The organism is Nostoc sp. MG11 (genome assembly GCF_014904695.1).
Lineage (GTDB): Bacteria > Cyanobacteriota > Cyanobacteriia > Cyanobacteriales > Nostocaceae > Komarekiella.
The window spans coordinates 1-25,332 of the sequence record NZ_JACXXN010000011.1 but is presented as its reverse complement, the minus strand read 5'-3'; the positions used below and the strand labels follow the sequence as shown (position 1 = coordinate 25,332).

The following is a 25,332-nucleotide window of genomic DNA, read 5'->3' as shown; positions in this document are numbered from 1 at the left end:
AAGCAGTTAATAAATAATAATTACTAACTGTAACTTCTTTACAGTTAAGCTAGAATTTACTCCTAATGGGACTTAGAACTGCTAAGATCCTTTTGCAACAAATATTTTGACAGTTTTTGACCCTTCTGTTTTCAGCTTTTGTGAGCAATTTTAGACTGGGTATGTACCAAATACACCAGTACTGAGTACCTTTTCCTAACTCAGGACTAGCTAGGCCCCGCTACCGCGCTTGAGCACTGAAGTATGGTTAATCCTAGTCTTGACTGTAAATTTTGTTAGGATACATATTTTCAAAGTAGGCAATAGCAACTTCGCCTAATGCCTTAACCGCAACAGCTCCAATTGCAGGTTGAACAACTTGGCCAATGCCAGGAAAAAATCCTGCTATGGTACCCCCTATCCTGAAAAGTAATTGTCCTCCGCCCATTGCTGTGATTGCTGCGGCTATTGCTCCTGCACCACCAGCAGGTATTGAATTCAGATCGTAAACTTGAGCAATTCGAGTTACTACAGCTGCCTGTACACCAGCTAAACTAGTATGAAAGGTTAACGCGCCGATCGCAGGAACCCCACCAATAAATCCTGCTGTTGCTCCACCTCCCATCATTAACCAAAGTTCATCTCTGGCTTGGTCACGACAATATTTAGGCATAAAAGGGTTTCACTGTGCCAAAAAAGGTTTTTTGTCTGCTAAGGAATTTTCAGAGCTGCGATCGCCTAAATGCGATGAGTAGCTTTGGCTCTCAAAATGCTCTTTGTTTCTAGCTTTCAAGGTTCTGGATATGCATCTTCCCAAATGAGACTATCTTAAGGATGTAAAAGCTTCCATCCATGATATTCAGGATTGTTTTAGACAAAATCCATCCAAAGATATGAGGAGTAAGGAATTTTAAGCATTTTTGACACATTCAGAATCGCAAGTAATTCAGAACTTACGCACTCAGATCCCCCAACCCCCTTAGAAAGGGGGCTTTACACGTTCCCCCCTTAAAAAGGGGGGTTAGGGGGGATCAGGGTTTCAGGCTCCAGTGCGTAAGTCCTATAATTATGTCCCTGTGGGGCATGAGGAAAAATTACTGAAGCGATCGCGTACCTGGTCAAGAGTGCGATCGCTGTTTTTTACTTCCAGTCTTTCAAAGTATTTTGGTACTTTTGACAGTCCAGTTAAATCTGCATTCAATTGTTGGCACAGCTTGGTAATATCAAATAAAATTTAGTTTTAATTTCCAAAATTCATGAAAACTCCTTGGCAATCTTCGTACTCGGTGACGTACCCGCAGTACACCGTTGCTTGTAGCGGTTGGGTGCTGAAACGGTTTTTGAGAATCCTAACTGAACCACTTAAAAAGCTGAGCCGTTGGAAGTTGATTCCCCTTGGTAAAATTTCAACTTCTGTACCCAGTCAAAGCTTTAAATTGGGAGAATTTATAATTGATTGGCAAGGTAGCGATACAAAACAGCCAAGTCTGCGGATTAGCCATCAAAGTAACGAAGCAAAAACAATATGGCAGACATCTCCTGGTTATAGCTTTGTCAGTGGAGGTGATGTTCGCCTAAATATCGTTGAAGAACGAGGTTCTATAGAAATTGACGAACACAAACATGCAGACTTTACCCATCAAACTGTTGACAGCATTAAGCAAGAGGACGATACTCTGGTAATTTCTGGTCGTCTCCAAGGTCGTAAAACTGCCAGTAACAAACCCAAATATGTCTTAATGTTGCGAACTGTCGGGTCAAAAGAACTTGATTTTCAAGTGCAAATTATCGATGGGAATGTCAATCAGACACAGTTGCAATTTACAACTTCTCCAGACGAACACTTTTATGGTTTTGGAGAGCAATTTTCTGACATCGACTGCAAAGGACAATGGATACCGATTGTCTGCGAAGAGGGAGGTATTGGCCGTGGCGATCGCGGCCCGAAAACTCTCAACCTCCTAGGTGTATCTGGTAATAGATATTCAAGTTATGCCCCCATGCCCTACTTTTTAACTAATAAGGGGCGATCAATATTTCTGACTAACACTGAACCCTCAATTTTCAACTTACGCGATCCATATATTGCAACTATACGGGTTTCATCGAGTTGTATGCAGGGGCGAATGCTTTGCGGCGATACACCTCTAGACATTATTGAACTTTATACCAACTATGTGGGACGGATGCCAGCACTTCCCGATTGGCTAAATAGCGGGGCGATCGTAGGTATGCAAGGAGGTACGGAGTTAGTCCGGCAAGTATGGTCGCAGTTGCGCGACCTCGACACCCCCATTGCGGGATTTTGGCTTCAGGATTGGGTCGGTCAACGCCGCACAATAGCGGGAAAACAGTTGTGGTGGAATTGGCAACTTGATGAAAGCACTTATCCAGGTTGGCAGCAGTTGGTAACTGACCTGGCAGAAGCAGAAATTTCGGTTGGGGTATATGTCAACCCTTTCCTGGTTGAGCGCCCACACCAGCCAAACCAAGCACAGCGTAATCTCTATAGAGAAGCCATACAACAAGGCTTTGTAGTCAAAACTCAAGACGCCCAACCATATTTAATTAAAAGCACTGACTTCTCCGCAGCTTTGCTAGATCTGACTAACCCAGATGCGCGTAAATGGTTTAAAAGTGTTCTCAAGAACGAAGTGATAGGCAAAGGCGCTAAATTCTGGATGACTGACTTTGGGGAAGCAGCGCCGTTTGATGGAGTGTATGCCCATGAAGCTGGACTACTTTATCACAACCAATATCCGGTTGATTGGGTAACAGTTAATCGGGAAGCTATTCAAGAAGCAGGTCGTGAAGGTGATGTTTGGTTCTTTAATCGAGCCGGATTTTTGCAAACTCCATCTCACAGTACAGGTATGTGGTTAGGAGATCAGAATACTTCTTGGGGTCTAAATGATGGGATAGCGAGTGCGCTCAAAGGGGCAATTAGTGGTGGTATATCTGGGTTCAGTATCAACCATAGTGATATTGGTGGGTATACAAGTATTGCTAACCCAATTCTAGAAGCTTTAGGTATAGGATTTAGGCGATCGCGTGAACTGCTCTATCGGTGGATGGAAATGAACGCTTTCACGCCAGTATTCCGCACACACGAAGGCAATCAGCCAGAGAAGAACGTTCAATTTTATACAGACAAAGACACCCTGGCAACTTTCAGTTATTGGGCGAAAGTCTATGCAGCACTAGCTGAGTATCGCCAGCAGTTGATGGTAGAAGCAGCTACAAAAGGATATCCCCTTGTTCGACATCTTGTTCTTCATTACCCTAATGATCCTAATGTTTACAAACTAGAAGCTCAGTTTTTGCTGGGGAGTGAATTTTTAGTAGCACCAGTGCTAAAGCCAGGTAAAAACAGCACAAACGTATATTTTCCAGCTGGCGAGTGGGTTCATTTGTGGAGTGGCAAGACCTACAATCTGAAAACAGGTATACTGCAAAAAGTGCCTGCTCCACTCGGACAACCTGCTGTATTTTATCGGCAGGGATCCAAAGCATCTGAATTAGTCTTGAAGGCTCTCAAAGCTAAAAGTCTACTCAATCTATCGCCTGAGCGATAAAGTTGATGGGGGAGCTTTCAAGTAGAAGAACTTAATTAAATCAGAGTTAGTAGTAAGCGGCTCTAGCCTTTGATAACCTTATATAGAGCGATAAATCGCTCACTACGAACAAAAGTTTTAGCTTACATTTAATTACGCCTACCTACTTAGCCATAGTTCATCCTGACTCTCTGAAATTAATGCATGGGACGGAAAATCATTTAGAATCTGCCGAGTAAAAAGGAGAATCCATACCTCTACTAGCTTCTTCAGTTATGTCACCATTAAAAAGCTTCACACTGAGATTTCCATTAACTTGTTTAGCAAATGGAATCAATATGCCATCAATATAATTTTGTGCATTCTCTACAGAATCAAATTCATAAAAACCACCAACAGTATTAGTATTCAAAGCACTTAACCAAGTTTTGGATTTCAATCCTGGAAGTTTTTTCATTTCTACATTGATTGATTTCCAATCAATTTGACTAAAAGGAATGGAAACTTGATACTCGGCGTATAAAAATACTTTACTTGCTGACATTTTTGATCCTATTGTAAAAGGTGGCTGATTGATAGTGATCGCTAAAATAGTAGCAAACCATCTTATCTAAAATCAGCACTAATTCTTTACTGATTTGCACTAATAAATAAATTAAATATCAAGCAGATCTGCTAAACCTAGTAATTAATTATTCCCGTGATAACTGCATAAGTAATAGGGTAAATTCTTCTGGTGGTAAAGCTAATAGTGGTTCAATAATTGCTTGAAGCTCGTTGTCTAATGAACCAAAGCGAACTTGTAGTAAGTTTTCAACAACAAGACGTTCCCCTTGCTTGATTCCTTCTAGTTTTGCTTGTTGCTTATCTTGTTGATAAAGTGGTTATAGTCGCATAATTAACTCCCTATGATCCTCTTCAGAATTCTGATTTACTCTCAAATTTTGTCGCAAGTTATAGAGCAATTCTAGCGTTGCTCTGCGGAATGGGTGATTTGATGATAGCGCTTCTAATTCATCAATTGCCTGTCTTTGTACTGCTCCTCGACCGAGAATTCTCATTATGTAATACGTTTTAAATCTTGTAGAACTGCGGTGGCTGATTGATAGCGATCGCTAAAATGGTAGCAAACCATCTTATCTAAAATTGCCGCTAATTCTTCGCTAATTTGTGCTTGTCTCCACATCACATTACCTGTTTCTGGATCTGGCTGGAGTTCCTGCGGCGGTATCCCAGTAATTGCTTGAATGCCAATCATTCCTAAAGCGTAAATATCACTGCACAAGCGTGGATGTCCGGCAAATTGTTCTGGTGGCGTATAACCCCGCGTCCCGATGGCTACTGTTGCTAATTCTGTTTGCTCACTCGGCGGTTGCATCAATTTAACTGCACCAAAATCAATTAGTACTAGCCGATTATCTTGAGTGCGTCTAATAATATTAGTCGGCTTGATATCCCGATGAATCACACGATGCTGGTGAATAAATGCTAGAATTTCTAAAACTCCTATGAGCATATCAATAACAAATAATTCATTCTTTACGTCCTGTACAGGTGGTAATTCTTCACTCAGGGTATGTCCCTGAATATATTCTTCAACTAAATAGAATTCTTGATTATCTTCAAAATAGGCAAGCAGTTCTGGAATCTGATCATGTCTGCCTAAAACTTCTAAAATTTCAGCTTCAGTATTAAATAATCTGCGAGCGACTTGCAAAAATTTTGTATCCTGGCGAGCTGGCATTAACTTTTTAATTACACAAGTAGGATTACCTGGACGCTGATGATCTTTTGCTAAATAAACGCGACCAAATCCACCTGCACCAAGAATTTTAGAAATTTTATAGCGTCCGCTTAAAAGGAAATCACCAGCGGTTTTTTCTGGTGTATCAAGTTGGGGAATCAAGTCAAGTGGGTCGGGAATTGCTGTTTTGTCTTCTAAAAGAAGATTTAATTGGGCGATCGCTTCTTGTTGTTTTTCAACTTGCAGAATAATCACCTGAGTTTGCTGCTGAGTTCGGTAGTTAGTATAAGCCATAACACTAATACTACTCATTGCCAAGGCGATCGCAGGCGGAATAATCGGTATCCATCCGGCTTGGAAGAACAAGCTAACGCAGATTCCCACCAAAACAATTAACGTTGCACCTCCCACCATCAGCAGTAACAGAGGATGTTGCCATCGCCATGCTAAAGCACTACCCAGCAATGACCAACCCCACACCCAAAGAAGTTCGGCCCAGTCGGGCCAGTACCAAATTAGAGGTCGCTTATCCAGCACTGTACTGATGAGTTGACTAGCTATCTGTGCATGAATAAATAAAGCAGGCATTCTTGCTGGCTGGTCTGGCAAAGTGCTGTAGGGTGTATAAAAACCAGCTGGAGGAAGACTAGCGACCGTAGTGCCGATAATTACAAGACGGTCTTTGACCAAACTAGGGTTTACTTGATTGTCTAGGACTTGCGTGAGGGTTACTTGGTCGGCGAGGCGATCGGGATGACGGTAATTTAACAATATTTGATAGCCAGCTGCATCTAGATGTTGATAGCTACCAGAATTAGCTTCTAGGCGGGGAAAGATGGTTTTACCTAACTGAAAATTTCCTTCTTGAGTGAAGTTATATTTAATGCCTTGTTTATCCAGATAATTAATAGCAATTAGTGAACCAAATGAAAATGAAGTTGTACATTTTTGATCTGTAGAGTTAGCAAATAATAAACTACGGCGGAGAATTTGATCGTTCTCATTGTCGGTAATTACATCACTAAAGCCTACATTATCTATAGGGAAATTGGGCGGTGGCGGAATTTCATATCTACCTTTGCTACTAAATAAACAGGTATTGATAATGTTAACTTTATTTTTAAGATTAGCCGCTAAATTTTTCTGATCTGGACGGAAAAGATATAAACCAATGACACGCGGTTGATACGACTTTAGTTTTTTTAATAGCTGATTGATTGTATAGTCTGAGATAGTCCATTTTTCTCGTTCTAGATCCTCTTCAGTAATTTTTACCAGCAAAATCCGCTGGTCGTGTGCTTTTGCGGGACGCGATCGCAACATCTCGTCATAAGCTCTTAACTCCCAAGGCTGCAACCATCTGAGTTCACGAACTCCCCAGATCAAGGCGGTGACTCCTACACTCGTAACCAGAATAATTTGCAGCCAACTGTTGCTAAGGGACGTTTCATGAGAACCCTTATCTTTGATAAACGCGGTACGGAGTTTTTCTAATAGTCCACTAATCACAGCGTTGCGGCGCTAGCCTGAATTGGGTAAATGCTCTAATTTAATTTAGCAACTTACTTGTTGATTCGAGGCTTGGCTTGTCAATGCCTTTAATCATTTGTTTCCGATGCTTGAACATCTTCAACAGGACTAGCAATTGCGAAGGAAATAGGATCGGTGGATTGAGTTGGTACTAAATGGGGTTGTTCAGGTGATGCTTGGATACTTGTATCAACGAAATAGGAGCCAATAATCTGATCGTAGTTAGAAGCAACGGCTAAAAAAGCCCCACCTAAAATATAGATGGGTAATGGCAGATTAAATTCTTGCAACCAGTCAAACAGTTCTGCTAAGGCAAACAACACCAAAAAGCAGGCAAGCCAAACCCTCATGTCTTCATCTCCTATATTGAATCTATAATACTAAGGTAAATAGCTTGCATGATACTTAAATGTGGAACACAACAGTAGACTTCTCGCAAAAGTCCTGTTTTTAGGCTCTTTCTCTGTGTCTCTGTCTTGAAAAGTTCTGTTCGCCGGAAGCCGGCGCTCAGACTTTCCGCTGCGCCTCTGCGTGAGGCAAATAAATATTTATGCAAGAGGTCTATTACCGTTCAAAACTGCTACCAATTTCTCAAGATGCGCTGCTTCATGGGTTGCCATCACAGATATTCTAATTCGACTTGTTGGCACTGTGGGAGGACGAATTGCTGGGGCAAAAATGCCAGCATCTCTTAATTGCTTTCCAGCTTTCAGTGCATCTGTGGTGCTGTGTAATTGAAAACATAATATAGATGATTCTGAAGGTAATAATTTTAGGTTAGGTAAATGCTGTTGCATTAACTTTTTCAAGTAATTTATATTTCGCCATAATTGAACACGGCGTTGTGGTTCTTGTTGCACTATTTTGATTGCAGCTAACGCTGCTGCCGTATCAGCAGGCGAAAGCCCAGTGGTGTAAATCCAACTCGGTGCGCGATTCCGCAAAAAGTCAATCAAGGTGCTACTTCCTGCCACATATCCCCCTAAGCTACCCAAGGCTTTACTCAAAGTACCAATTTGAATTAACTGCCTTCCTGTACACCCAAAATGTTCAACACACCCCGCACCTGTTTTTCCCAGTACCCCAGTAGCATGAGCTTCATCGACTAGCAGCATACAGTTAAACTCATCAGCTAGATCCAATAGTTCTGGCAAAGGACATAAATCGCCATCCATGCTGAACACACTATCAGTAAGAATCAAACAGCGTCGATAGTTTTGTCGTTGCTGACTCAACTGGGTTTTGAGTTCTGCAATGTCACAATGGGGATATTCCACAATCGCTGCACCGCTGAGAATCGCCCCATTTTTCAGACTGGAATGATTGTACTGGTCAGATAAAATTAAATCCCGTTTACCCACTAAAGCAGCGATCGCACCCAAATTTGCTAAATACCCGGAACTAAATACCAGAGCATCTTCTGTTTGTTTGGTAGATGCGATCGCCTCCTCTAACTCCCTGTGTAATTCTCGATGCCCACTCAGTAATCTAGAACCAGTGCTACCAGTACCAAATTCTTCGATAGCAGCAATTGCTGCCGCTATCAAGCGCTCATCCCCAGCCAGTCCCAAATAGTCATTACTAGCAAAATTAATCACCTGTTGCCCCGACAAAACCACGGTTGCACCAGGAAGCCCGTGGATTGCCTGTACTGAGCGATACCAGTCGGCTCGATGAATAGTTGCCAGAGATTCCTCTAGCCAAGTGTAAGGGTTAGTGGGCATGGGGCGGAGGGGCGGAGGGGCAGAGGAGCAGGGGAAGAATATAATAAAATACAAATGACTCTTGACTCTTGAACGCCACTTGCTTCTCCTCCCGGAGACGCTGCGCGTAGCTTGCTTCCCCGCAGGGGTACAAGTCGGCAGAGCCGCCCAACGCAGTGGCTCCCCTTGACTCTTAACAAATGACCAATGAAAAATGACTATTGAAGTTGTTCACTGCTGCTAAGATGGGCGATCGCTTGTTTAATCCAATCTTCCACATAAGCATCTTTCGGTAGTCCAATGTCTTCACTTACCACATGTAAGGCGTGACTGACTTCATGGGCAGTATATCCCAAGGCGAAAAGGGTCATTTGCACCTCTTCGAGAATTCCGGGGGCTGGGCCACCTGTGGCGACGAAGAACCCGGCTGATTTGCGCCATTCGACTAACTTGCTTTTGAGTTCCAGACAGATGCGTTCTGCGATTTTTTTGCCAACACCGGGAGCTTGAATTAAGACTTGTACATTGCCTGCGATAATTGCTTGGACTAAATCTGGTAGTTCCAAAGTGTCCAACAGGGCGATCGCTAAAGATGCACCAATACCGCTGACAGTCAGTAAGTGACGAAATAAATCGCGTTCTGCTGGCGAAGCAAAGCCATAGAGTAACGGTACTTCTTCACGAATTTGGTAATGAGTAAAGATTTGTACTAAGTCTCCGGTTGTGGGTAATTGCTGCGCTAACCGTTGAGGAATTTGCAAGTCATACCCCAAGCCATTTACTTCTAGAGTCAGAATCACGCGATTAGCACCAATTGTTTGGATACCAGCAACAAGACCTTTAAGATAACTAATCATTTCAATAAACCAAAATATTTCAAACCTTCGATAATTCCACCTGCACAAAAACCATTTGCCAGGTAGCGATAGTCAGCGGGATACTCGTTGTGCCATTGGAGTAGCTCTGGACGCGCATTCCCAACAATGATTCCCCGTTCGTTGCCTACAGCAAATAAAGCAATATCATTACCCGAATCACCACAGACAACTGTTTGTTCTGCTGCAAATTTCCACTTTTGGCGGAGAAACTGCATTGCCTGACCTTTATCGCTGGTACGGGGTACAATGTCAAGGTCAATACCGCTACTATAGATTAACTTTATATTTAATTTATATTTCTGCAACTCTGACTCAAGTTGTGGTAAGACATTTGTAGCCGAATCTTGTTGCAGGAAAAAACTTACTTTGAAGGGACGCTGTTCTGAGTCTGGTTGCAGAGCTAGCTCAGTGTATTTACTAGTAATAGATAATACTTTTTCTCGTTCCCAGCCTGGTGAAAGGATTTCTGACCAGTCTGAATCTGGAGTCTCGTTATTATCAAAGTAAATTTCTGTACCTACAGAAAGGACAAGAGCATCAGGTTGCAAAAGATTTTTTTCAACTTGGAGTTCTCTGTAAAGTAGAGGCGATCGCCCAGTAGCATAAACAATTTTAGTGCCGTATTCTTGGCGATGTTCACTGAGTAGTTGGGTTAGTTCTGCTAAAGCGTTGTCATTGCCTACGAGGGTGTGATCCAGGTCGGTTACAAAAAGAAATGGTTTCATAGCTTTAATTTCCCCCAATTTAGTAGTTGCAGAAATACCTAAAATCCTCAAAATTAGCCAGATGTAACCCATGCGTTCCGAGTTAATCTACCAGATTTTGGCTCTTGTGTATTCGTACTAATGCAAGAATTCTTTCAAAGGTCAAAAAGACCCAGACTCTCTATAGTATTTAGTCAAAAACGACGGATTAATCTATGCTTTATCTTTGCTGCTAGTAGTGCGTCAAGTTTAAATTGATGGATAAGTAAATTCGTAGTAAGGGCTTTAGTCCTGATTGTAGTAAGTACTAAATAAAGTACCCAGGACTTACGCACTCAGATCCCCCAACCCCCTTAAAAAGGGGGCTTTAGAAGTTCCCCCCTTTTTAAGGGGAGCCAGCGCGGTCTTCTCCCTTCGCGTAGCGTCTCCAAGAGTTGGGGAGACGCAATCATGCGATGGGGTCTCCCCAAGTGGAGCGACTGGCGTGGGCTAGGGGGGATCTAAGTTTCAGGCTTCAGTGCGTAAGTCCTAGTACCTACTACAAACCCTCGAAACTAAATTGACAAAGTACTAAGTGCGATCGCACAAAGAGTTAGGCTGAAAACTAAGTCCACAAAGAGATAGCAAAATGAACAGCTTTCCCGCTTGGTACTTCGATGAGTCTAAAATGGCTGGTGTTGACTTCGAGGATGTAGCACAAGTTGAAGCTTATGACCGTAATCAGACATCAAGTACGCCAGAGAAAGAACAGGCTTTAGTCACTCGCCTAAACATTTCTTCAAAGCACACTATTATCGATTTCGGAGCAGGTACAGGTACTTTCGCAATTCAGGCTTCACTAGTTGGTGCTTCTGTACACGCTATTGATATCTCACAAGCCATGCTAAATTATGCTCAGCGAAAGGCTAAAACATTTGGTGTTACTAATATCAAATTTCACCAAGCAGGTTTCTTAACTTATCAACATCAAGATGAACCTGTTGATTTCGTTGTCACCAAGAATGCGCTTCACATCTTGCCAGATTTTTGGAAGATGATTGCTTTTTTGAGGATAGCTGCGCTGCTAAAGCCTAATGGTATTTTCTATCTACGGGATGCAGTTTTTTCATTCCCACCTACAGAATACGAAACTTCAATCAATGAATGGATCAAACAGGTGGCAAAACCTCAAGGTCAAGGTTGGACAGCTAAAGACTTTGAAATGCATGTGCGTGAAGAACACAGTACTTTTGTCTGGATTATTGAAGAGATGTTGACACGCGCTGGATTGAAAATTTTAGAAGTAACTAGTTTTACACCTGCTTATACTGAGTATTTATGTATTAAACAGTTAACTTCATCTGCAATACTCCTTGGCGTAGCTTGCGCTGTCGTTTCAGCCAAGACTGGCGAACGGGCTGGCGGAGGACGGGAGCTAGCTTGCTTACTAACGATTGCAGCAGGGCGCTTTTAGTCAGCCGTTCAGCCTGAGCCGCTTCTTCACTTTGAAGTTGTTGCGATCGCACAATTTCTGGATCTCGTTTAGCTTGAATCTGTGGTAATGTCGCATCAATATCTGCGTGTTCTGCTTCCTCACGCAATAGAGGAACTAGATGGTTGGCTGCAACAATCACATCCCGCAATGCCATATTGATACCCTGAGCGCGGATAGGTGACATTGGATGAGCCGCATCGCCCAACAGTAGTAACCCTGGTACAGACCAGCGCGGACAACGACCGACTACAACCGATAGCAATACTGGCCGCTCAATGGTTTCGGCATTTTGTCGGAAATGCTCGGCTAACCAAGGAGGTGACACAGACGCCAACATCTCAGCCCAATCGACTTGCTTCCAGTCTATTGGAGAATCCTCATAGAGTGACCAGCCCACCTGAAGATTACCCTCCGAGCTGCGAAATAATCCAAAAGCGTGACGACCGCTTACAACTGAGTAAAAGACATTTTCCGACTCAAAACGCGGACTATCTGCCAACTTGAACCAAAGAATATTAAAACTTTGAGATTGCTGATCTAGAGTTAAGTTTGCTCGCTGCCGCACAATGGAATTACGTCCATCTGCCCCAATGACTAAATCCGCAGAAATAGTGCGATTGTTCCCTAGCTTGACGCCAGTAACCCGGCGTTCACCCAGTGTGGGCGAAGATGAATCGCTCCACAGCAAATCTTGTACAGGTTCACTCTGCACTAACTCAAAATTGGGATAGGTGCTTGCTTGTTCTATCAGCGCTTCTAAGAGGGCTGGCTGTGAAACGAGCATGACTGGTTTACCATTGGGTTCCATTGGTTCCTCAACTCGAAATAGCGATCGCTTATTGATCAAGAACTCCCAGGCATCAAGAGAGCGATGAGGAACGTGTTCTAACACGGGCAACAATCCCATTTGCTCTAGGGCATCTAATCCACTGGGCATTAGCCCCTCACCGCGAAAAACTCGCCGGAAGTTACGGGATGCTTCGATTAGTTTGACTGTAATACCCCGTTTCACAAGCAGGAGTGCCAGTGTTGCACCAGTGGGCCCAGCCCCAACAATTACAACTTGAGTCATTACCTTTAAAATGTTTTTATTTGTTTTGTCTGCATATCATACTATTTTGGATATGTCAAGTTAAAAATGCTAGGATATTAATCGCTTCTCACAATTGTTAAATAAGCTATGCAAAACACAGACACGACATTAAGACTTCGCCTGTGGACAGTTGAGGAATACCACCGGATGGCTGAGGCTGGGATTTTTGGTGCAGATGAACGAGTGGAACTCTTAGAAGGGAACATAATCTGGATGAGTGCAAAAGGGACAGCCCATCGGTCAGCAGTAGGGAGAACAGATTATTTACTGAAAAACAGACTAGGAAATCGAGCTTGGGTATCTATTCAAGATCCAATTAAGTTAAATGAAAGGTCTGAGCCAGAACCGGATATTGCTGTAGTTAAAGTAGATCCGCTGGACTATGCAGACCACCATCCTACCCCGCCTGAAGTTTATCTAATTATTGAGGTAGCAGATAGCAGCCTGAAATTGGACTGTGAAACCAAAGCCAAAGCCTACTCAAAGGCGGGAATTAAAGATTATTGGGTGCTAGATGTGGTTAGCCGTCAATTATATGTATTTCGGAAACCAACTCAGGATGGCTATCAAAGTAAAGTAATTTTGAGTGAAGATAGGATTATTTCACCGTTAGAATTTCCTGATTTGCAGATTGCGGTATTGGAGATGTTACCGATGGTGGCTTTGAGTTAAAGGTGAATTATCGACAATCTATATTGATGCATTGATGCAATGTCTACGACGGGCTTCTCTAGGAGACGCTGCGCGATCGCCTACGCATTTTCTGGCATCAACCCGATAGCATTTATACTTCAAATTTATCTGCTAATTTTGAGGCTTGTTGGTGATATTGATCACGTTGATTAATCAGCGCTACAACAAATAAAGTATCAGTAAATAGCTGATTAGACAAACTTTTAACCGTCTAAATATAAATCGAGATGGGCAGCAAAGTTTTCTGGCGCTTCTATTTTTATCTGTTTTAATTTAGACATGAAGCTGGTTTTTTTAGGCTGTTGTTTAGATTGAGCAAAATCTTTGATTAAAAGATATAACTCATTAAGATACTCGTCACTAAGGCTGTCTATTTCAGCTTGGATTTGTTCTTTTGTCGTCATTTGTAGTTCTCTTGTTTGACCCTATTCCAATTTTAGGCAATTTTAGCATTAGCAATTAACATGGCTGAGGCGCGATCGCCTGTCTTATGACAAAAGTATCTAGAATCGCTAAATCGAATAATACAGGGGAAAAGATTTCGCATCCTTCGGCTTCACATACACCCGTTGTTGCGGTTCTAACTCCAATTGGTTAAAGCGATCGCGTGTTAGATGTGCTGTCACTACTTGCCCATCATCTAACGTTAATTCCACTTGAATTTCCCAACCCAAATGTATCAAACGGCTGACTGTAGCAGGTGCAGTAGCGCCGTTGGCAACCTTTTCCACAATCACATCTTGCGGACGCAAAAATACTTCTGGATGTGGCGAATCAAACCCACTGCTTTGGAAAATCTTTGAGGTGCTGGGTAACACGTTCACCGGGCCAATGAAGCTCATCACAAATGCTGTGGCAGGATTATCGTAAATTTCTGCTGGCGTCCCTACCTGTTCTACACGCCCTTGATTCATAACCACAACTTCGTCAGAGACTTCCATTGCTTCTTCTTGGTCGTGGGTGACGAAAACAGTGGTAACATGTACTTCATCATGGAGGCGGCGTAACCATGCCCGCAAGTCTTTACGGACTTTAGCATCGAGTGCGCCAAAAGGTTCATCTAGCAATAAAACGTCGGGTTCTACAGCTAGTGATCTTGCTAAGGCTACCCGTTGTCTTTGACCACCAGAAAGTTGTGATGGGTAGCGATCGCCTAGTCCGCTCAACTGCACCAATTCCAGCAATTGTTCTACTCGCCCTTTAATCTTTTTTGTTGGCGCCTTGCGAATTTCTAAGCCAAAAGCAATATTTTGCCGTACAGTCAAATGCTTAAATAGGGCATAGTGTTGAAACACAAACCCAATATTCCGCTCTTGCACACTTTGATAAGTAGCGTCTTTCCCAGTCAGCAAGATTTTGCCACTATCTGGCATCTCTAAACCCGCAATTAATCGTAGCAGGGTAGATTTACCTGAGCCTGATGGCCCTAGTAAGGCAACCAGCGAACCACTCTTAATTTCTAGGCTGACCTGATCAACTGCCTTGAAACTCCCAAATTGCTTGGATACGTTTTCAACTACTATGCCCACTGCTACTACCTCTGCAACAATCTACGGTTTTTTGCTGGGTTTACCGTGTCTTACATATACCATAGACAATTGCGTTTAGATTAACAAGATTTAGTAATTGCAGCGATGCTAGCTGTTCGCCAAGTTCCCTTTGCGGGGTAAAGAGGTGCATGTTTTTAACTCACATTCCCTTTAACCTTTCCCCAGCCCTCACCCAGCATTTTTGGCTTGGCAGACCACTAACTTGTTAGTCAGAGAAGCGAAAAATCAAATTTGCATACTTGATAATGACCCAATGGAAACAAGAAAGGGGATAAATTTACAATTCCCAATTCGCGATCGCACTGTTTGTATCGAAATATTAAGGTATATTGCATTTCAGTCGAAACCTGGAGGTAGAGCGCAAAATCAGCCAAAAGACCGTGATACGATGCTTTCGGTAAATGTGAAGATTGGGAGAAAGACCTTTGACACTACGGGTTGCTGTTATTGGGTCGGGCCCTGCTGGTTCATCTGCCGCTGAAACACTGGCTGCATCAGGGATCGAAACCTATCTGTTTGAGCGGAAGCTAGACAATGCTAAGCCTTGTGGGGGTGCAATTCCCCTCTGTATGGTGAGCGAATTTGACTTACCACCAGAGATTATTGACCGTCGAGTCCGAAAGATGAAGATGATTTCGCCCTCGAATCGCGAGGTTGATATCAATCTGATAAAAGAAGATGAATATATAGGAATGTGCCGCCGTGAGGTGCTGGATGGCTTCCTGCGCGATCGCGCGGCAAAACTAGGCGCAAATTTAATTAATGCCACTGTTCATAAACTCGATATACCCACTAATAATACTGACCCCTATACCATCCATTACGTTGACCATACAGAAGGCGGCGCACAAGGGATTGCCAAAACCCTGAAAGTGGATTTAATTATTGGGGCAGATGGGGCAAATTCCCGTATTGCCAAAGAAATGGATGCTGGGGATTACAATTATGCGATCGCTTTCCAAGAGCGCATTCGCTTACCCCAAGACAAAATGGCATACTATAACGACCTCGCCGAAATGTATGTCGGTGATGATGTTTCTACTGACTTCTACGCTTGGGTTTTCCCCAAATATGACCACGTAGCTGTTGGTACTGGCACAATGCACGTTAATAAAGCCAGCATCAAACAGTTGCAAGCAGGTATCCGGGCCCGCGCTTCCGAAAAACTCGCAGGCGGTCAAATTATCAAAGTAGAAGCGCACCCCATTCCCGAACACCCCCGTCCTCGTCGCGTTGTCGGTCGAATCGCTTTAGTCGGAGATGCTGCTGGCTACGTTACCAAGTCATCTGGTGAAGGTATTTACTTTGCCGCTAAGTCTGGGCGGATGTGTGCTGAAGTCATTGTAGAAGCTTCTAACAGTGGCAACCGTATTCCCACAGAAGGGGATCTCAAGATTTATCTGAAGCGTTGGGATAAAAAATACGGACTCACTTACAAAGTGTTGGACATTCTGCAAAGCGTGTTCTATCGTTCTGACGCCACCCGCGAAGCGTTTGTAGAAATGTGCGGTGATCTTGATGTACAGCGGTTAACATTCGATAGTTATCTATATAAGACTGTTGTCCCAGCTAATCCCATCACCCAAATGAAAATTACTGCCAAAACTATTGGTAGCTTAATTCGGGGTAATGCTCTTGCTCCCTAGTTGAGTGCTGAAGCGCGGTAGCGAGGCGTTTAGCCCGTGCTGAGTAGTGAGATTGGAGCAGATAATTTACAATGTTGAATTGTGAATTGTCTGCTCCTTTGCTATTTTTGTCTACTAGAGCACTTAGTATTAGCTTGGCAATAAACAAAGCAACCAATTTAGCGATTGCAAAATATTTTATAAAAATTTATTGGTAGATATTTCGTAGATCTAATGAAGAGAACTGAAGGAGTGGGCTATGAGTGTAATACCACCCCTTCAATAAACTAAACCTAAGACCTATACCGAGTTGCGTTCAATTAATTGTGGAGATTGAACGCAATTTGGTATTAGTCTTCTTTACGAATACCTTTAAAAGGTTCTCCGCTTTGCTTCACGTCCATAAACCGTCCGGTTTCAGCATTACGCTTTACCCATTGTTCGGTTACAGGGTTGTAAGTTTGGCTGCGTTTGTCCACAGCACCACGGCGATAACCGTTACCTGTATTCTTTGCCATATCTTTATCACTTCCTTAAGATTGATGTAAAACTACTTTGACATTTCCTATTATAATTAGAATAAATAGCATCAACAACTTTGACACTTATAGCGATGCTCCTAACGGAGCCGCTACACTAACGCAGGAAAGAATCAGCCATGAAAGAGATCATTGCTGCGAACCTGATCCGCTACCGTAAAAGTCTAGGCTTGTCTCAAGAGCAACTTGCAGAACAAGCTGGGGTAACTCGCCAGAGCATCAATAACTACGAGAACGCCAAAACTTTACCAGACAGCAAAATCCTCTCTGCTCTGGCGAATGCTTTGGGCATTACACTCGATGACTTGCTACGCTCACAAGGTGAAGGACTACCCAACTTCCGGTTCCGCGCTCATGTTTCTTTTAATAAAAATGCTCAGTTTGCCGCCCAAGTGCTACGAATGCTGCAAACTTATAACGCCCTAGAACAAGCCGTTGGCTTACCGACCTACACCCCAGAAAGTACACCTTGCCATCAAGTAGAAGGCAACGAAAAGCACATTCAGACAATAGCTGCTTTGTTTCGCCATCGCCTGGGCTTGGGAGATGCTCCCATTGCCAACCTGTTTCAGTCTGTAGAAGAAATCGGCTTAAAAGTTTTACGCTCCTCCGTTCCCATTAAAGGTTTCTTTGGTCTGAGTGCTTGTAGTGATATTGAAGGTGCTTTTGTTTTGGTAAATACCCATAACATCACCATTGAACGTCAATTGTTTACCCTTGCACATGAGATTGGACACCTAATCTTTCACCGTGTAGAGTACCAGGACACCCTGATTGAAGAAGGAACCAAAGAAGAAGAAAAAGCACGAGAAAAAGTAGCTAATTACTTTGCTAGTCATCTACTTGTACCTCAAGCTGAATTTGAGCGGATGTACGCACTTACCCAAGATATTGTCAAACTTAAACGCCATTTTCGGGTGAGTTACCTAGCCATCTTAAATCGTTTAGCAGAAATGGGAATCATTGATTTTGCTAAAGAGAAAGCCAAAATATGTGCAATTTATAAAAAGCAACATGATGGTGCATCTTTGCAAAACTCAATGGAATTACCACCAGCACTGCCAGCGGATGATTATCCAGAAAATGAACGTTATGAATTTCTAATTTGGCAGTCCTTAAAATTGGGCAAGATTTCAGAGATGAAAGCAGCAGAACTTCTCAACTTAACTGTTGAAAAACTGCGGGTGCGTCGTCAAGAAAATGAAGTTTATGCAGTCGCTTAACGGAACAATTCTTGACGCAACAGCACTCATTGATTTTCGCTGGCTGAACGAGTGGGGGTGGCTACAACAGCACTACAGTCCGTTGTACATTGCCCAGGAACTTCTAGACTCAGATCAACTGGAACCCCCAACTCGCCAAGCTGCTAACCAATACTTAACACCTCTGGCTCTTTCCACAGAAGAGATGTTTGCCAGTTTTCTAGAATTTAGGGTTAGAGCGCCCCTTTTGAGTGTCGCGGATCGATCTACAATTGCCATTGCCCGTCATCAATTGCTGATTTGTGCTAGTGATGATGGGCTAGTTGTTGAAACCTGCAAGGCATACAGTGTTACCTACACCAGAACACTGCGATTATTGACTGAGATGGTAGAGACAGGACACAAAACAGTGATAGAGGTGACGGCAATGGCTGATTCATTAATCAAGAAGCGGGGTAAACACATTTCTCCCAAAGTTTTGACAGATTGGACAACAAGTTTACAAAAGTATGGCACTAGCTAAAAAATAAAATGTGGTTAAACTAAGTGCTTTAGATGTTATCATCGTCTTCTTTTGGTCAAGATGCTAGGAGGAGTGCCATATAGCAATTCGCCATTCTCGATCACATACTTTAAGGGAATTTTTGGGTTGTTAATGTCCTTCTGTCCATCGGTGTGCCACTTGGTTTCCCAAAGAGTATAAAACGGTTCTAAGTTTGCCGGTTGGAGACGATAAATTGCTTGTATTTCAATATTTTTATAAATGGCAAAAATCCAATCTACCTGGCGATATTTGTTAATGATAATAGGGTTCATGTGGTGGTGGGTTGAGAACCCTTTCGTAAGTTCAATATTGATTGATTTTAATTCGTATTCATTTCCATCTAGATCGATGGCATCGTTCCCCTCTCGCCCCGGAAGGACAGTCAAATCAAGTATCAGCAGAACTTGCAGTAGTTTGCCACCATTATCCTGAAAAATGTCGTTAATACCGTGCTTCGATGCTAATTGTTGGTACTGCTGTATGGCAGGAAACAGTATCTCCAGTGTTTCTAGATCAGGATGTGGTTTTAGCACTCCTTGTCCCCCCCTAGCAAATCCACTGGTTTCAAACCTAAGGCTGTAGCAATCCGTTCAATGTTATCTATCGATATGTTCCTTTCACCTCGATCTTCTGAGCCAATGTAAGTGCGGCGCAGCCCAGCCAGTTCTGTCAGCCTCTCCTGTGAGATGCCACCAGCCTGCCGTGCCTTCCGTAGATTATCCGCAAATAACTTCCTCATTTTGGTAATTGTTTTTTCTTCGGTTATATACCGGAATTGCTTTATTGACTACTTTACGTCTACAGATTATAAGTATCATTTGTGATCAACCCAAACGTACGCTTACAAGACATAAAACCTGCTTATTTCACTCGCAAAGGAGCTGCTTACTGTGGCGACTCCCGTGAACTCTTGCAAAAATTACCAGATAGTAGTGTTAACCTAGTTATAACCAGTCCACCCTTTGCCCTTCAGCGTAAGAAAGAATACGGCAACAAAGAACAACACGAATATGTGGACTGGCTCACCGAGTTTGCCGCACTCGTTTACAAAAAACTACGTGACGATGGCAGTTTTGTAGTGGATTTGGGTGGAGCTTATGAAAAAGGGGTTCCTGTCCGCAGCTTGTACAACTATCGAGTGCCTATACGCTTTTGTGATGACATTGGTTTTTTCTTAGCTGAAGACTTTTATTGGTACAATCCGTCTAAACTGCCCAGCCCTATTGAGTGGGTTAATAAACGCAAACTGCGGGCTAAAGATTCGGTGAATACTGTGTGGTGGTTCAGTAAGACGGAGTTTCCCAAGGCTGATGTGACAAAAGTCCTTGCACCCTACAGCGATCGCATGAAGAAATTACTGGAAGATCCAGAAAAGTTTTACAAACCAAAAGTACGACCTTCCGGTCATGACATTGGTAAAGCCTTTGCCAAGGATAACGGCGGAGCCATTCCATCTAACCTGTTGCAAATTTCCAACACCGAATCTAACGGTCAATATCTATACGGTTGTAAGGCGGTTTCGGTTAAGCAGCACCCCGCCAGGTTTCCTGCCAAACTTCCTGAATTCTTTATCCGTTTCCTGACAGATCCAGGTGATTTAGTAGTAGATATTTTCGCTGGTTCTAACACTACTGGTCAGGTTGCACAAGCTGAAAATCGTCTGTGGTTAGCTTTTGAAGAACAGCCCGAATATCTTGCTGCTTCTGCGTTCCGATTTCTAACCAAAGAAAATACTACTTTGGAGATGCAAACTATTTATAATTTCATCTGTGCAGGAAAATCAGTAGATTTGAACAATTATCACAAGCAAACTGTTCTCAGTTTGGACATTTAAAACCTCAATCGGTCTGAAGTACTACGCACAAATCTTTAGAACTCTAATCATCTCGTTGTGCAATGACATCTTCTTGGTAATTCCGGTAATACTGTAAGGCACACGAAAGTTAACGCCTGAAGAGGTATGTGTAACAGTGCGATCGCCTCATACTTTAATAAAAACCCCCGGTAGCTAACCAGGGGCAATGCAAGTCAGTACTTTTCGCATGGAATATATCCACTTCAAAACCATAGCAACTCTCTAATCTGAAGGGCTGCCATTTTGCCAAGTAAAAAAAGCCCTCGGTAATCAACCAAGGACTGGTTTCTTTAGATAGCGGTAATATACAAAGTTATTATTCCCAGATAAGCAAGTGAATCATACTATGGCAATCCTATTTGAGTTGTAAGATTTTTCGTGAATGCTGTCATTGGTAATTTGTCAAGAGTCAAGAGACAGCACTCACTAAGGTACTATTTCGGTGATGGCAACTACAGAGGGCAAACTGTTCATGTTGCTCATATCATAAACTGGAGTATAAATTAGTCTCAGCTAATGTTGAGTATTAAGAGATTATAGTGACACCGAATATGAAGAACTACATTTTTGCCACAGCCACATTTGTAGCTACCATCAGCTTAACAACAACCGCCCAAGCAGCGAATTCTGAGCATGTTAGACAGTTATTAGCAACCAAACAATGTCAAAACTGTGACCTAACCAGCGCGGGTTTAGTATTGGCTGAATTATCTGGAGCCAATTTGAGCGGTGCTAATCTCACAGGTGCTAATCTTAGCCGTGCAAACTTGAGTGGTGCTGATTTGAGGGGTGCAAATTTGAGCGGTGCTGGTTTATTTGGTGTTAACTTGAGCGAGGCTCAACTCAGTGGTGCAAATCTGGCGGGTGCTGATTTAAGAAATACCTATTTAACGAATGCAGAATTTAAAGGTGCTTACCTGAATGGGGTTAACTTCCAAGGTGCAGTTGGTATCCCATCACAAATTGCCACACCAGAAGAATTCTACGCTTGGGGCGTAGCAGAAGCAGAAAAAGGCAACCAACAGCAAGCAATCAGTTATTTCAATCAAGCGATCGCCATTAAACCTGAATATGCGGGTGCTTATTTAGCGCGTGGTGTCGCCCGCTACCAAGCTTTGGACAGGCAAGGTGCATTTCAAGATGCTCAAATTGCTGAAAAAATGTTTACAACCCAAAACAATGGGCCTGGAATGCAAACAGCACAGGCTTTTATGAAAGAACTGCAAACACCCCCAACAGAGAAGGTAAGTACTGGTAAACCCAGTTTCTTCGACTTTTTGGGAAGTCTTGGCTCAGTTTTGCTCCAGTTTCTACCCTTTTAGAAAGATGAAGAGAGTGGGGGAGCAGGGGGAGAGAATAATTAATGATCAACGACTCTTGATTTTTGACTTTTGACTCTTGACCCTTGAATATTAAATTATGAGTTTATCCAGCCAATTGTGGACAGCAAATCAAGATTTAGCCCAAGCATGTCTAGAGCATCCTTTTGTTCAAGGCATTGGCGACGGTACTCTTGAACAGGCGAAGTTTGCTTATTACGTAGGACAAGATGCTTTTTTTTTGGAAGCCTTTGCCCGTGCGTACAGCATAGCCGCAGCAAAAGCACCTGATTGGGAAGGTTTCACCACATTTCATAACTTAGCTGGTGGAGTCTTAGAAGAACTGCGACTGCATGAAGGTTATGCTGCTCAGTGGGAAGTCAATTTGCACTCAGTGGAGCCTGGAGCCGCCACCCGTCGCTATACTGATTTTTTGTTAGCCACTGCTTGGGGTGGAGATGTGGGTTTAACTGCTGCGGCCATGTCTCCCTGTATGCGTCTGTATGCCTTTTTGGGACAAGAGTTGGCTAGTAGTGGCATCCCCAATCATCAATATGCAGACTGGATTCGTACTTATAGCAGTGCAGATTTTCAACCACTGGCGCAACAATTAGAAAGTTTGGTTGAGAATTACGTTACTGTTACACCTTTAGTCCATTCAACTTATCGCTATGCTATGTTTTGCGAGCGAGACTTTTTCCAAGCTGCATGGGCAGAATCATGATGAGGAAGAAAATAACTCTTGACTTTTGACAAGTGTCAGATTTGGGCGGTTCTAGGTTTCGTTCTCGACCTCAGCCTCCATCAGCTTCGCGATCGCTGGACGCTCGCTACAGCGCTGTAGCCATCCCGTGACGTTGGGGAACGGCGTCAGATCGACCTCCATCGTCCCGATCCAGCCGACGAAGCCTTGTAGATGCGTGTCCACAAGACTGTAGTCGCCGAGCAAGAACGATTTCCCCTCTAGTCCGCTGTCGAGAATTCTGAGACAGACGGCAAGGTCTGCCTTTGCCTTCTCCACTGCGCTCGCGCTGCGCTGCTCAGGGGGCACCCAGTCCAACGAGTTAGACTGGACTGCTCCTTCAGTGCTAGTCGGCAACGACGCGGACAATCGTCCGGCTGCTTCGGCGAGCGTGACGTTGCTCCAGGCGATCCACTTCATCGCTTCGCCGCGCTTTAGTCCCGGCTCGGGGTAAAGCTTAGACTCCACGCCGAAGACCTCACCGAGGTACATCGTGATGGCGGATGACTCCCAAATCGGCGTCCCCTCATGCACAATCACGGGAACCCTTCCGTTCGGGTTAACCTTGAGGAAGTCTGGCTTTCTAGTATCGCCCGCGCTGATGTCGAGCTTCACGCGCTCACACGGCGTGCCAAGCTCTGCAAGAACGGCTTCGGTGATACTCGATGTGGACATGGGAACGTAATAAAACGTTATGCTCATCGATTTTTCTTAATCTTTGATTGTCAACTGTGGATCGAAAGCAGCCGATGACGCTAGCTGTCGTCTGCGCCGCATAACGGCCTGCGCGTCCCCGGATAGGAAAAATGTTTGCATCACAACAATAGTGTAAATCTCCGTTCCGAGTGCAGGCGCTTGTTAGGCTTGGCAGAGGCTACACCAGTGCCCAAGAATCTGTAGGTTATTAATCCGCATCTTCTAATCCTAGACCATTCTCTACAGTAGTATTATTTGATTTCATGCAAAATAGACTTAGAAAAATTAATAGAAGAGAAAAATAATGCGGAATTTTCCTAATTATGTGAAATAATTTATGCTGACTTGATACATTTATCTTTTCATTCTCTGCAATATGTAAAATGCAATTATCCAGTTTTTGAAAAAAATACGGATTTTCAACATCAAGAGTTGTCGGCAAATCCTTTTTAATAGTTTTATTAAGTTTCTTTATTACGAGAATACTGTATTCGCGAGCATCTAAACCAAGCAACATATAGAACTCACTATGATGTTTATACTTTAAGTACATCATGCTGAAGCTCAATAGCAAAAAGAACTTGCAGGATAATGTTGCCTTTAAACCATCAGAAAGCTGTGATTGTGATTTTATGATTGCCCCGAAAAAGTCTCCATGCCTATTCTCATCTTCACTCCATGCCTTGTAAAATTTAAAAAGAGGATAGATAGAGTATTCAGGGTAGGCTTCTAGATGCTCGAAAACTGTTATGTAATAACAACTAGAAATTATCTCAGATAAATAAGTAGTATAAATAAACCACGAAAATGGTAGGAAAGTATACTTTCTTCTTCCTTTTTTCAGGAAGTCTAAACAAGGTTTAATATGAAAATCGAGGAAAGCCTGATTCAGAAAACCAGCATGACGGGCTTCGTCTCTAGACATCAAGGAAAATCCGTCTGAAAGGATGCTGTTTGTCTCCTTAAGTTGATGGGATAGCTCTTTATATAATATGAAGCCAGAGTACTCAGAAGCACAAAATCTTTCTATAAGCTCAATTATGAGGTTTCGGACTTCGCCTGGAATTTGATCCCAAGACTGATTAAATTCTTCATTACGTATAAATTTCTTTTTGCTATGATCGTTTTTTAATTCACCAATAACCGTATTAAATGCTTCCTGACACACTGAAGTATCAATTTTGGACATTTTCCTAAGATTAGTTGTATAAAATCTTGGGAAAATGGAAGTTTCTTTCGCTAGAACCTTAGTGATAGGATCTGAAGCTTCAAAGTTAACCGTATTTATTTTCTTTGAAAGGTCTTTCATTTCAGCAAAAGATATATTTCTCTACATTCGATGATACATAATTTCCCTGATTGATTGAGAACTAACGATAATTTCCAGCCTAACTATTTATTCTATGGAAAGTTTCCATATAATCTTTTTCTTGATGACGATAAATAGAGCATTAGAGCTTCTTTCTATCAGAATATACAGAAATTTTCTTGATAACACCCGTATTTGGCATATTGTAGAGCATTTTTCCGTATAACTACCCTTCACGGGAGAATTATATGGAATTTTTCCGTATATCCGAATGGCACTCTTGTTTAGCTGTTTGTTGGGGTGAGGCAGGAATTTTAAAACCTTATGATGTAAGCGATTGCGGCTATGAGATTTTCTTTCCCTTCTGCCTTCTTCCAAGGGCGATCTGCCTCCTGCCTTATCTTAGTGACATTCACCCTTGACTACTTATCTGCTGTCTCCTAATGCCGCGTATACATGAGAAAATCAGGTAATACAATCGCAACATAAGCGATGATGGCAGGGAAGGAAATAAAGATGTCGGAGAATTTGAGAAGCCAAGTAGTGACGCAAGGAGTGCAGCGATCGCCCAATAGAGCAATGCTGCGTGCAGTTGGTTT

General features: G+C 42.8%; 25 protein-coding genes and 1 pseudogene. 10 read left to right on the top strand and 16 right to left on the bottom strand.

Annotated features, from left to right (window positions below):
- Window positions 1-253: 253 nt before the first annotated feature.
- Window positions 254-652: a hypothetical protein gene (locus HCR01_RS17170; protein WP_193197350.1), complete on the bottom strand. Its 399-nt coding sequence runs from the start codon at window positions 650-652 to the stop codon at window positions 254-256.
- 393 nt (window positions 653-1,045) lie between these two features.
- Window positions 1,046-1,180 (bottom strand): hypothetical protein, encoded by a 135-nt coding sequence (locus tag HCR01_RS40020; RefSeq protein WP_264299915.1) that lies wholly within the window; start codon window positions 1,178-1,180, stop codon window positions 1,046-1,048.
- A gap of 55 nt (window positions 1,181-1,235) precedes the next feature.
- Here HCR01_RS40020 and HCR01_RS17165 point away from each other — a divergent pair, with 55 nt between their 5' ends.
- On the top strand, window positions 1,236-3,554 hold the full coding sequence (locus tag HCR01_RS17165; protein ID WP_193197349.1) for an alpha-glucosidase: 2,319 nt from the start codon (window positions 1,236-1,238) through the stop codon (window positions 3,552-3,554).
- 196 nt (window positions 3,555-3,750) lie between these two features.
- Here the strand turns inward: HCR01_RS17165 and HCR01_RS17160 are convergent, their stop codons facing one another.
- From HCR01_RS17160 to HCR01_RS17135, 6 genes are all read right to left on the bottom strand, one after another.
- Entirely contained in the window at window positions 3,751-4,077 is a 327-nt protein-coding gene (locus HCR01_RS17160; protein WP_193197348.1) for a YdhR family protein, read from the bottom strand.
- A gap of 516 nt (window positions 4,078-4,593) precedes the next feature.
- Entirely contained in the window at window positions 4,594-6,786 is a 2,193-nt protein-coding gene (locus HCR01_RS17155) for a CHASE2 domain-containing protein (RefSeq protein WP_193197347.1), read from the bottom strand.
- 89 nt (window positions 6,787-6,875) lie between these two features.
- Window positions 6,876-7,157: a hypothetical protein gene (locus tag HCR01_RS17150; RefSeq protein ID WP_193197346.1), complete on the bottom strand. Its 282-nt coding sequence runs from the start codon at window positions 7,155-7,157 to the stop codon at window positions 6,876-6,878.
- A gap of 198 nt (window positions 7,158-7,355) precedes the next feature.
- Entirely contained in the window at window positions 7,356-8,531 is a 1,176-nt protein-coding gene (gene bioF / locus HCR01_RS17145) for an 8-amino-7-oxononanoate synthase (RefSeq protein ID WP_193197345.1), read from the bottom strand.
- Between the two features lie 197 nt (window positions 8,532-8,728).
- Window positions 8,729-9,367, bottom strand: a complete 639-nt coding sequence (ruvA, locus tag HCR01_RS17140; RefSeq protein ID WP_193197344.1) for a Holliday junction branch migration protein RuvA — start codon at window positions 9,365-9,367, stop codon at window positions 8,729-8,731.
- Window positions 9,364-10,113 carry a sucrose-phosphate phosphatase gene (locus HCR01_RS17135; RefSeq protein ID WP_193197343.1) on the bottom strand — a complete coding sequence of 250 codons (750 nt, stop codon included), beginning with the start codon at window positions 10,111-10,113 and terminating at the stop codon, window positions 9,364-9,366. The genes ruvA and HCR01_RS17135 overlap by 4 nt, the downstream gene beginning before the upstream one ends.
- Window positions 10,114-10,720: 607 nt before the next feature.
- Here HCR01_RS17135 and HCR01_RS17130 point away from each other — a divergent pair.
- A pseudogene (locus HCR01_RS17130) lies at window positions 10,721-11,377 on the top strand (class I SAM-dependent methyltransferase); the annotation flags it as partial.
- 37 nt (window positions 11,378-11,414) lie between these two features.
- On the opposite strand, the gene HCR01_RS17125 reads toward HCR01_RS17130, so the two are convergent.
- Entirely contained in the window at window positions 11,415-12,638 is a 1,224-nt protein-coding gene (locus HCR01_RS17125) for an FAD-dependent monooxygenase (protein ID WP_226889400.1), read from the bottom strand.
- Between the two features lie 108 nt (window positions 12,639-12,746).
- Here HCR01_RS17125 and HCR01_RS17120 point away from each other — a divergent pair, with 108 nt between their 5' ends.
- Window positions 12,747-13,331, top strand: coding sequence for a Uma2 family endonuclease (locus HCR01_RS17120; RefSeq protein WP_193197341.1), 585 nt, complete (start codon window positions 12,747-12,749; stop codon window positions 13,329-13,331).
- A 39-nt stretch (window positions 13,332-13,370) separates the two neighbouring features.
- Window positions 13,371-13,505 carry a hypothetical protein gene (locus HCR01_RS40015; RefSeq protein WP_264299914.1) on the top strand — a complete coding sequence of 45 codons (135 nt, stop codon included), beginning with the start codon at window positions 13,371-13,373 and terminating at the stop codon, window positions 13,503-13,505.
- A gap of 50 nt (window positions 13,506-13,555) precedes the next feature.
- Here the strand turns inward: HCR01_RS40015 and HCR01_RS17115 are convergent, their stop codons facing one another.
- Together HCR01_RS17115 and HCR01_RS17110 are read right to left on the bottom strand one after the other, a co-directional pair.
- Window positions 13,556-13,756, bottom strand: coding sequence for a hypothetical protein (locus tag HCR01_RS17115; RefSeq protein ID WP_193197340.1), 201 nt, complete (start codon window positions 13,754-13,756; stop codon window positions 13,556-13,558).
- Between the two features lie 108 nt (window positions 13,757-13,864).
- On the bottom strand, window positions 13,865-14,881 hold the full coding sequence (locus HCR01_RS17110) for a sulfate/molybdate ABC transporter ATP-binding protein (protein WP_193197339.1): 1,017 nt from the start codon (window positions 14,879-14,881) through the stop codon (window positions 13,865-13,867).
- Between the two features lie 446 nt (window positions 14,882-15,327).
- Between HCR01_RS17110 and chlP the strand changes: the two genes are divergently transcribed.
- Window positions 15,328-16,548, top strand: coding sequence for a geranylgeranyl reductase (chlP, locus tag HCR01_RS17105; protein ID WP_193197338.1), 1,221 nt, complete (start codon window positions 15,328-15,330; stop codon window positions 16,546-16,548).
- Window positions 16,549-16,877: 329 nt separating this feature from the next.
- On the opposite strand, the gene HCR01_RS17100 is transcribed toward chlP, so the two are convergent.
- The gene (locus tag HCR01_RS17100; RefSeq protein ID WP_193197337.1) at window positions 16,878-17,045 is read right to left on the bottom strand and encodes a hypothetical protein; all 168 of its coding nucleotides are present in this window, start codon (window positions 17,043-17,045) and stop codon (window positions 16,878-16,880) included.
- A gap of 140 nt (window positions 17,046-17,185) precedes the next feature.
- Here HCR01_RS17100 and HCR01_RS17095 point away from each other — a divergent pair, with 140 nt between their 5' ends.
- Together HCR01_RS17095 and HCR01_RS17090 are read left to right on the top strand one after the other, a co-directional pair.
- The gene (locus HCR01_RS17095) at window positions 17,186-18,289 is read left to right on the top strand and encodes a helix-turn-helix domain-containing protein (protein ID WP_193197336.1); all 1,104 of its coding nucleotides are present in this window, start codon (window positions 17,186-17,188) and stop codon (window positions 18,287-18,289) included.
- Complete coding sequence (locus HCR01_RS17090; RefSeq protein WP_193197335.1) at window positions 18,276-18,791, top strand: hypothetical protein; 516 nt, start codon at window positions 18,276-18,278, stop codon at window positions 18,789-18,791. Before HCR01_RS17095 ends, HCR01_RS17090 begins: the two co-directional genes overlap by 14 nt.
- A 38-nt stretch (window positions 18,792-18,829) precedes the next feature.
- Here HCR01_RS17090 and HCR01_RS17085 read toward each other — a convergent pair whose 3' ends face one another.
- Together HCR01_RS17085 and HCR01_RS17080 are read right to left on the bottom strand one after the other, a co-directional pair.
- On the bottom strand, window positions 18,830-19,345 hold the full coding sequence (locus tag HCR01_RS17085) for a restriction endonuclease (RefSeq protein WP_193197334.1): 516 nt from the start codon (window positions 19,343-19,345) through the stop codon (window positions 18,830-18,832).
- Complete coding sequence (locus HCR01_RS17080) at window positions 19,339-19,551, bottom strand: helix-turn-helix domain-containing protein (protein ID WP_193197333.1); 213 nt, start codon at window positions 19,549-19,551, stop codon at window positions 19,339-19,341. The genes HCR01_RS17085 and HCR01_RS17080 overlap by 7 nt, the downstream gene beginning before the upstream one ends.
- Before the next feature lie 84 nt (window positions 19,552-19,635).
- Between HCR01_RS17080 and HCR01_RS17075 the strand changes: the two genes are divergently transcribed.
- The 3 genes from HCR01_RS17075 to HCR01_RS17065 all read left to right on the top strand — a co-directional run bounded on the left by HCR01_RS17075 (window position 19,636) and on the right by HCR01_RS17065 (window position 22,710).
- The gene (locus tag HCR01_RS17075; RefSeq protein ID WP_193197466.1) at window positions 19,636-20,646 is read left to right on the top strand and encodes a DNA-methyltransferase; all 1,011 of its coding nucleotides are present in this window, start codon (window positions 19,636-19,638) and stop codon (window positions 20,644-20,646) included.
- A gap of 572 nt (window positions 20,647-21,218) precedes the next feature.
- Window positions 21,219-21,989: a pentapeptide repeat-containing protein gene (locus HCR01_RS17070; protein ID WP_193197332.1), complete on the top strand. Its 771-nt coding sequence runs from the start codon at window positions 21,219-21,221 to the stop codon at window positions 21,987-21,989.
- Window positions 21,990-22,086: 97 nt separating this feature from the next.
- A complete protein-coding gene (locus HCR01_RS17065; protein ID WP_193197331.1) occupies window positions 22,087-22,710 on the top strand; it encodes a TenA family protein in 624 nt (207 codons plus the stop codon).
- A gap of 51 nt (window positions 22,711-22,761) precedes the next feature.
- Here HCR01_RS17065 and HCR01_RS17060 read toward each other — a convergent pair whose 3' ends face one another.
- Together HCR01_RS17060 and acsF are read right to left on the bottom strand one after the other, a co-directional pair.
- Window positions 22,762-23,430, bottom strand: coding sequence for a glutathione S-transferase family protein (locus tag HCR01_RS17060; protein ID WP_193197330.1), 669 nt, complete (start codon window positions 23,428-23,430; stop codon window positions 22,762-22,764).
- A 202-nt stretch (window positions 23,431-23,632) separates the two neighbouring features.
- Window positions 23,633-24,733, bottom strand: a complete 1,101-nt coding sequence (acsF, locus tag HCR01_RS17055) for a magnesium-protoporphyrin IX monomethyl ester (oxidative) cyclase (RefSeq protein ID WP_193197329.1) — start codon at window positions 24,731-24,733, stop codon at window positions 23,633-23,635.
- Between the last annotated feature and the right edge of the window lie 599 nt (window positions 24,734-25,332).

Excerpts from the sequence above, each read along its gene's own strand:
- HCR01_RS17170 (WP_193197350.1), bottom strand. The coding sequence starts at position 652 with ATGCCTAAATATTGTCGTGACCAAGCCAGAGATGAACTTTGGTTAATG.
- HCR01_RS17165 (WP_193197349.1), top strand. The coding sequence starts at position 1,236 with ATGAAAACTCCTTGGCAATCTTCGTACTCGGTGACGTACCCGCAGTAC.
- HCR01_RS17160 (WP_193197348.1), bottom strand. The coding sequence starts at position 4,077 with ATGTCAGCAAGTAAAGTATTTTTATACGCCGAGTATCAAGTTTCCATT.
- HCR01_RS17150 (WP_193197346.1), bottom strand. The coding sequence starts at position 7,157 with ATGAGGGTTTGGCTTGCCTGCTTTTTGGTGTTGTTTGCCTTAGCAGAA.
- bioF (WP_193197345.1), bottom strand. The coding sequence starts at position 8,531 with ATGCCCACTAACCCTTACACTTGGCTAGAGGAATCTCTGGCAACTATT.
- ruvA (WP_193197344.1), bottom strand. The coding sequence starts at position 9,367 with ATGATTAGTTATCTTAAAGGTCTTGTTGCTGGTATCCAAACAATTGGT.
- HCR01_RS17135 (WP_193197343.1), bottom strand. The coding sequence starts at position 10,113 with ATGAAACCATTTCTTTTTGTAACCGACCTGGATCACACCCTCGTAGGC.
- HCR01_RS17125 (WP_226889400.1), bottom strand. The coding sequence starts at position 12,638 with ATGACTCAAGTTGTAATTGTTGGGGCTGGGCCCACTGGTGCAACACTG.
- HCR01_RS17120 (WP_193197341.1), top strand. The coding sequence starts at position 12,747 with ATGCAAAACACAGACACGACATTAAGACTTCGCCTGTGGACAGTTGAG.
- HCR01_RS40015 (WP_264299914.1), top strand. The coding sequence starts at position 13,371 with ATGTCTACGACGGGCTTCTCTAGGAGACGCTGCGCGATCGCCTACGCA.
- HCR01_RS17115 (WP_193197340.1), bottom strand. The coding sequence starts at position 13,756 with ATGACGACAAAAGAACAAATCCAAGCTGAAATAGACAGCCTTAGTGAC.
- HCR01_RS17100 (WP_193197337.1), bottom strand. The coding sequence starts at position 17,045 with ATGGCAAAGAATACAGGTAACGGTTATCGCCGTGGTGCTGTGGACAAA.
- HCR01_RS17095 (WP_193197336.1), top strand. The coding sequence starts at position 17,186 with ATGAAAGAGATCATTGCTGCGAACCTGATCCGCTACCGTAAAAGTCTA.
- HCR01_RS17090 (WP_193197335.1), top strand. The coding sequence starts at position 18,276 with ATGCAGTCGCTTAACGGAACAATTCTTGACGCAACAGCACTCATTGAT.
- HCR01_RS17080 (WP_193197333.1), bottom strand. The coding sequence starts at position 19,551 with ATGAGGAAGTTATTTGCGGATAATCTACGGAAGGCACGGCAGGCTGGT.
- HCR01_RS17070 (WP_193197332.1), top strand. The coding sequence starts at position 21,219 with ATGAAGAACTACATTTTTGCCACAGCCACATTTGTAGCTACCATCAGC.
- HCR01_RS17065 (WP_193197331.1), top strand. The coding sequence starts at position 22,087 with ATGAGTTTATCCAGCCAATTGTGGACAGCAAATCAAGATTTAGCCCAA.
- HCR01_RS17060 (WP_193197330.1), bottom strand. The coding sequence starts at position 23,430 with ATGAGCATAACGTTTTATTACGTTCCCATGTCCACATCGAGTATCACC.
- acsF (WP_193197329.1), bottom strand. The coding sequence starts at position 24,733 with ATGAAAGACCTTTCAAAGAAAATAAATACGGTTAACTTTGAAGCTTCA.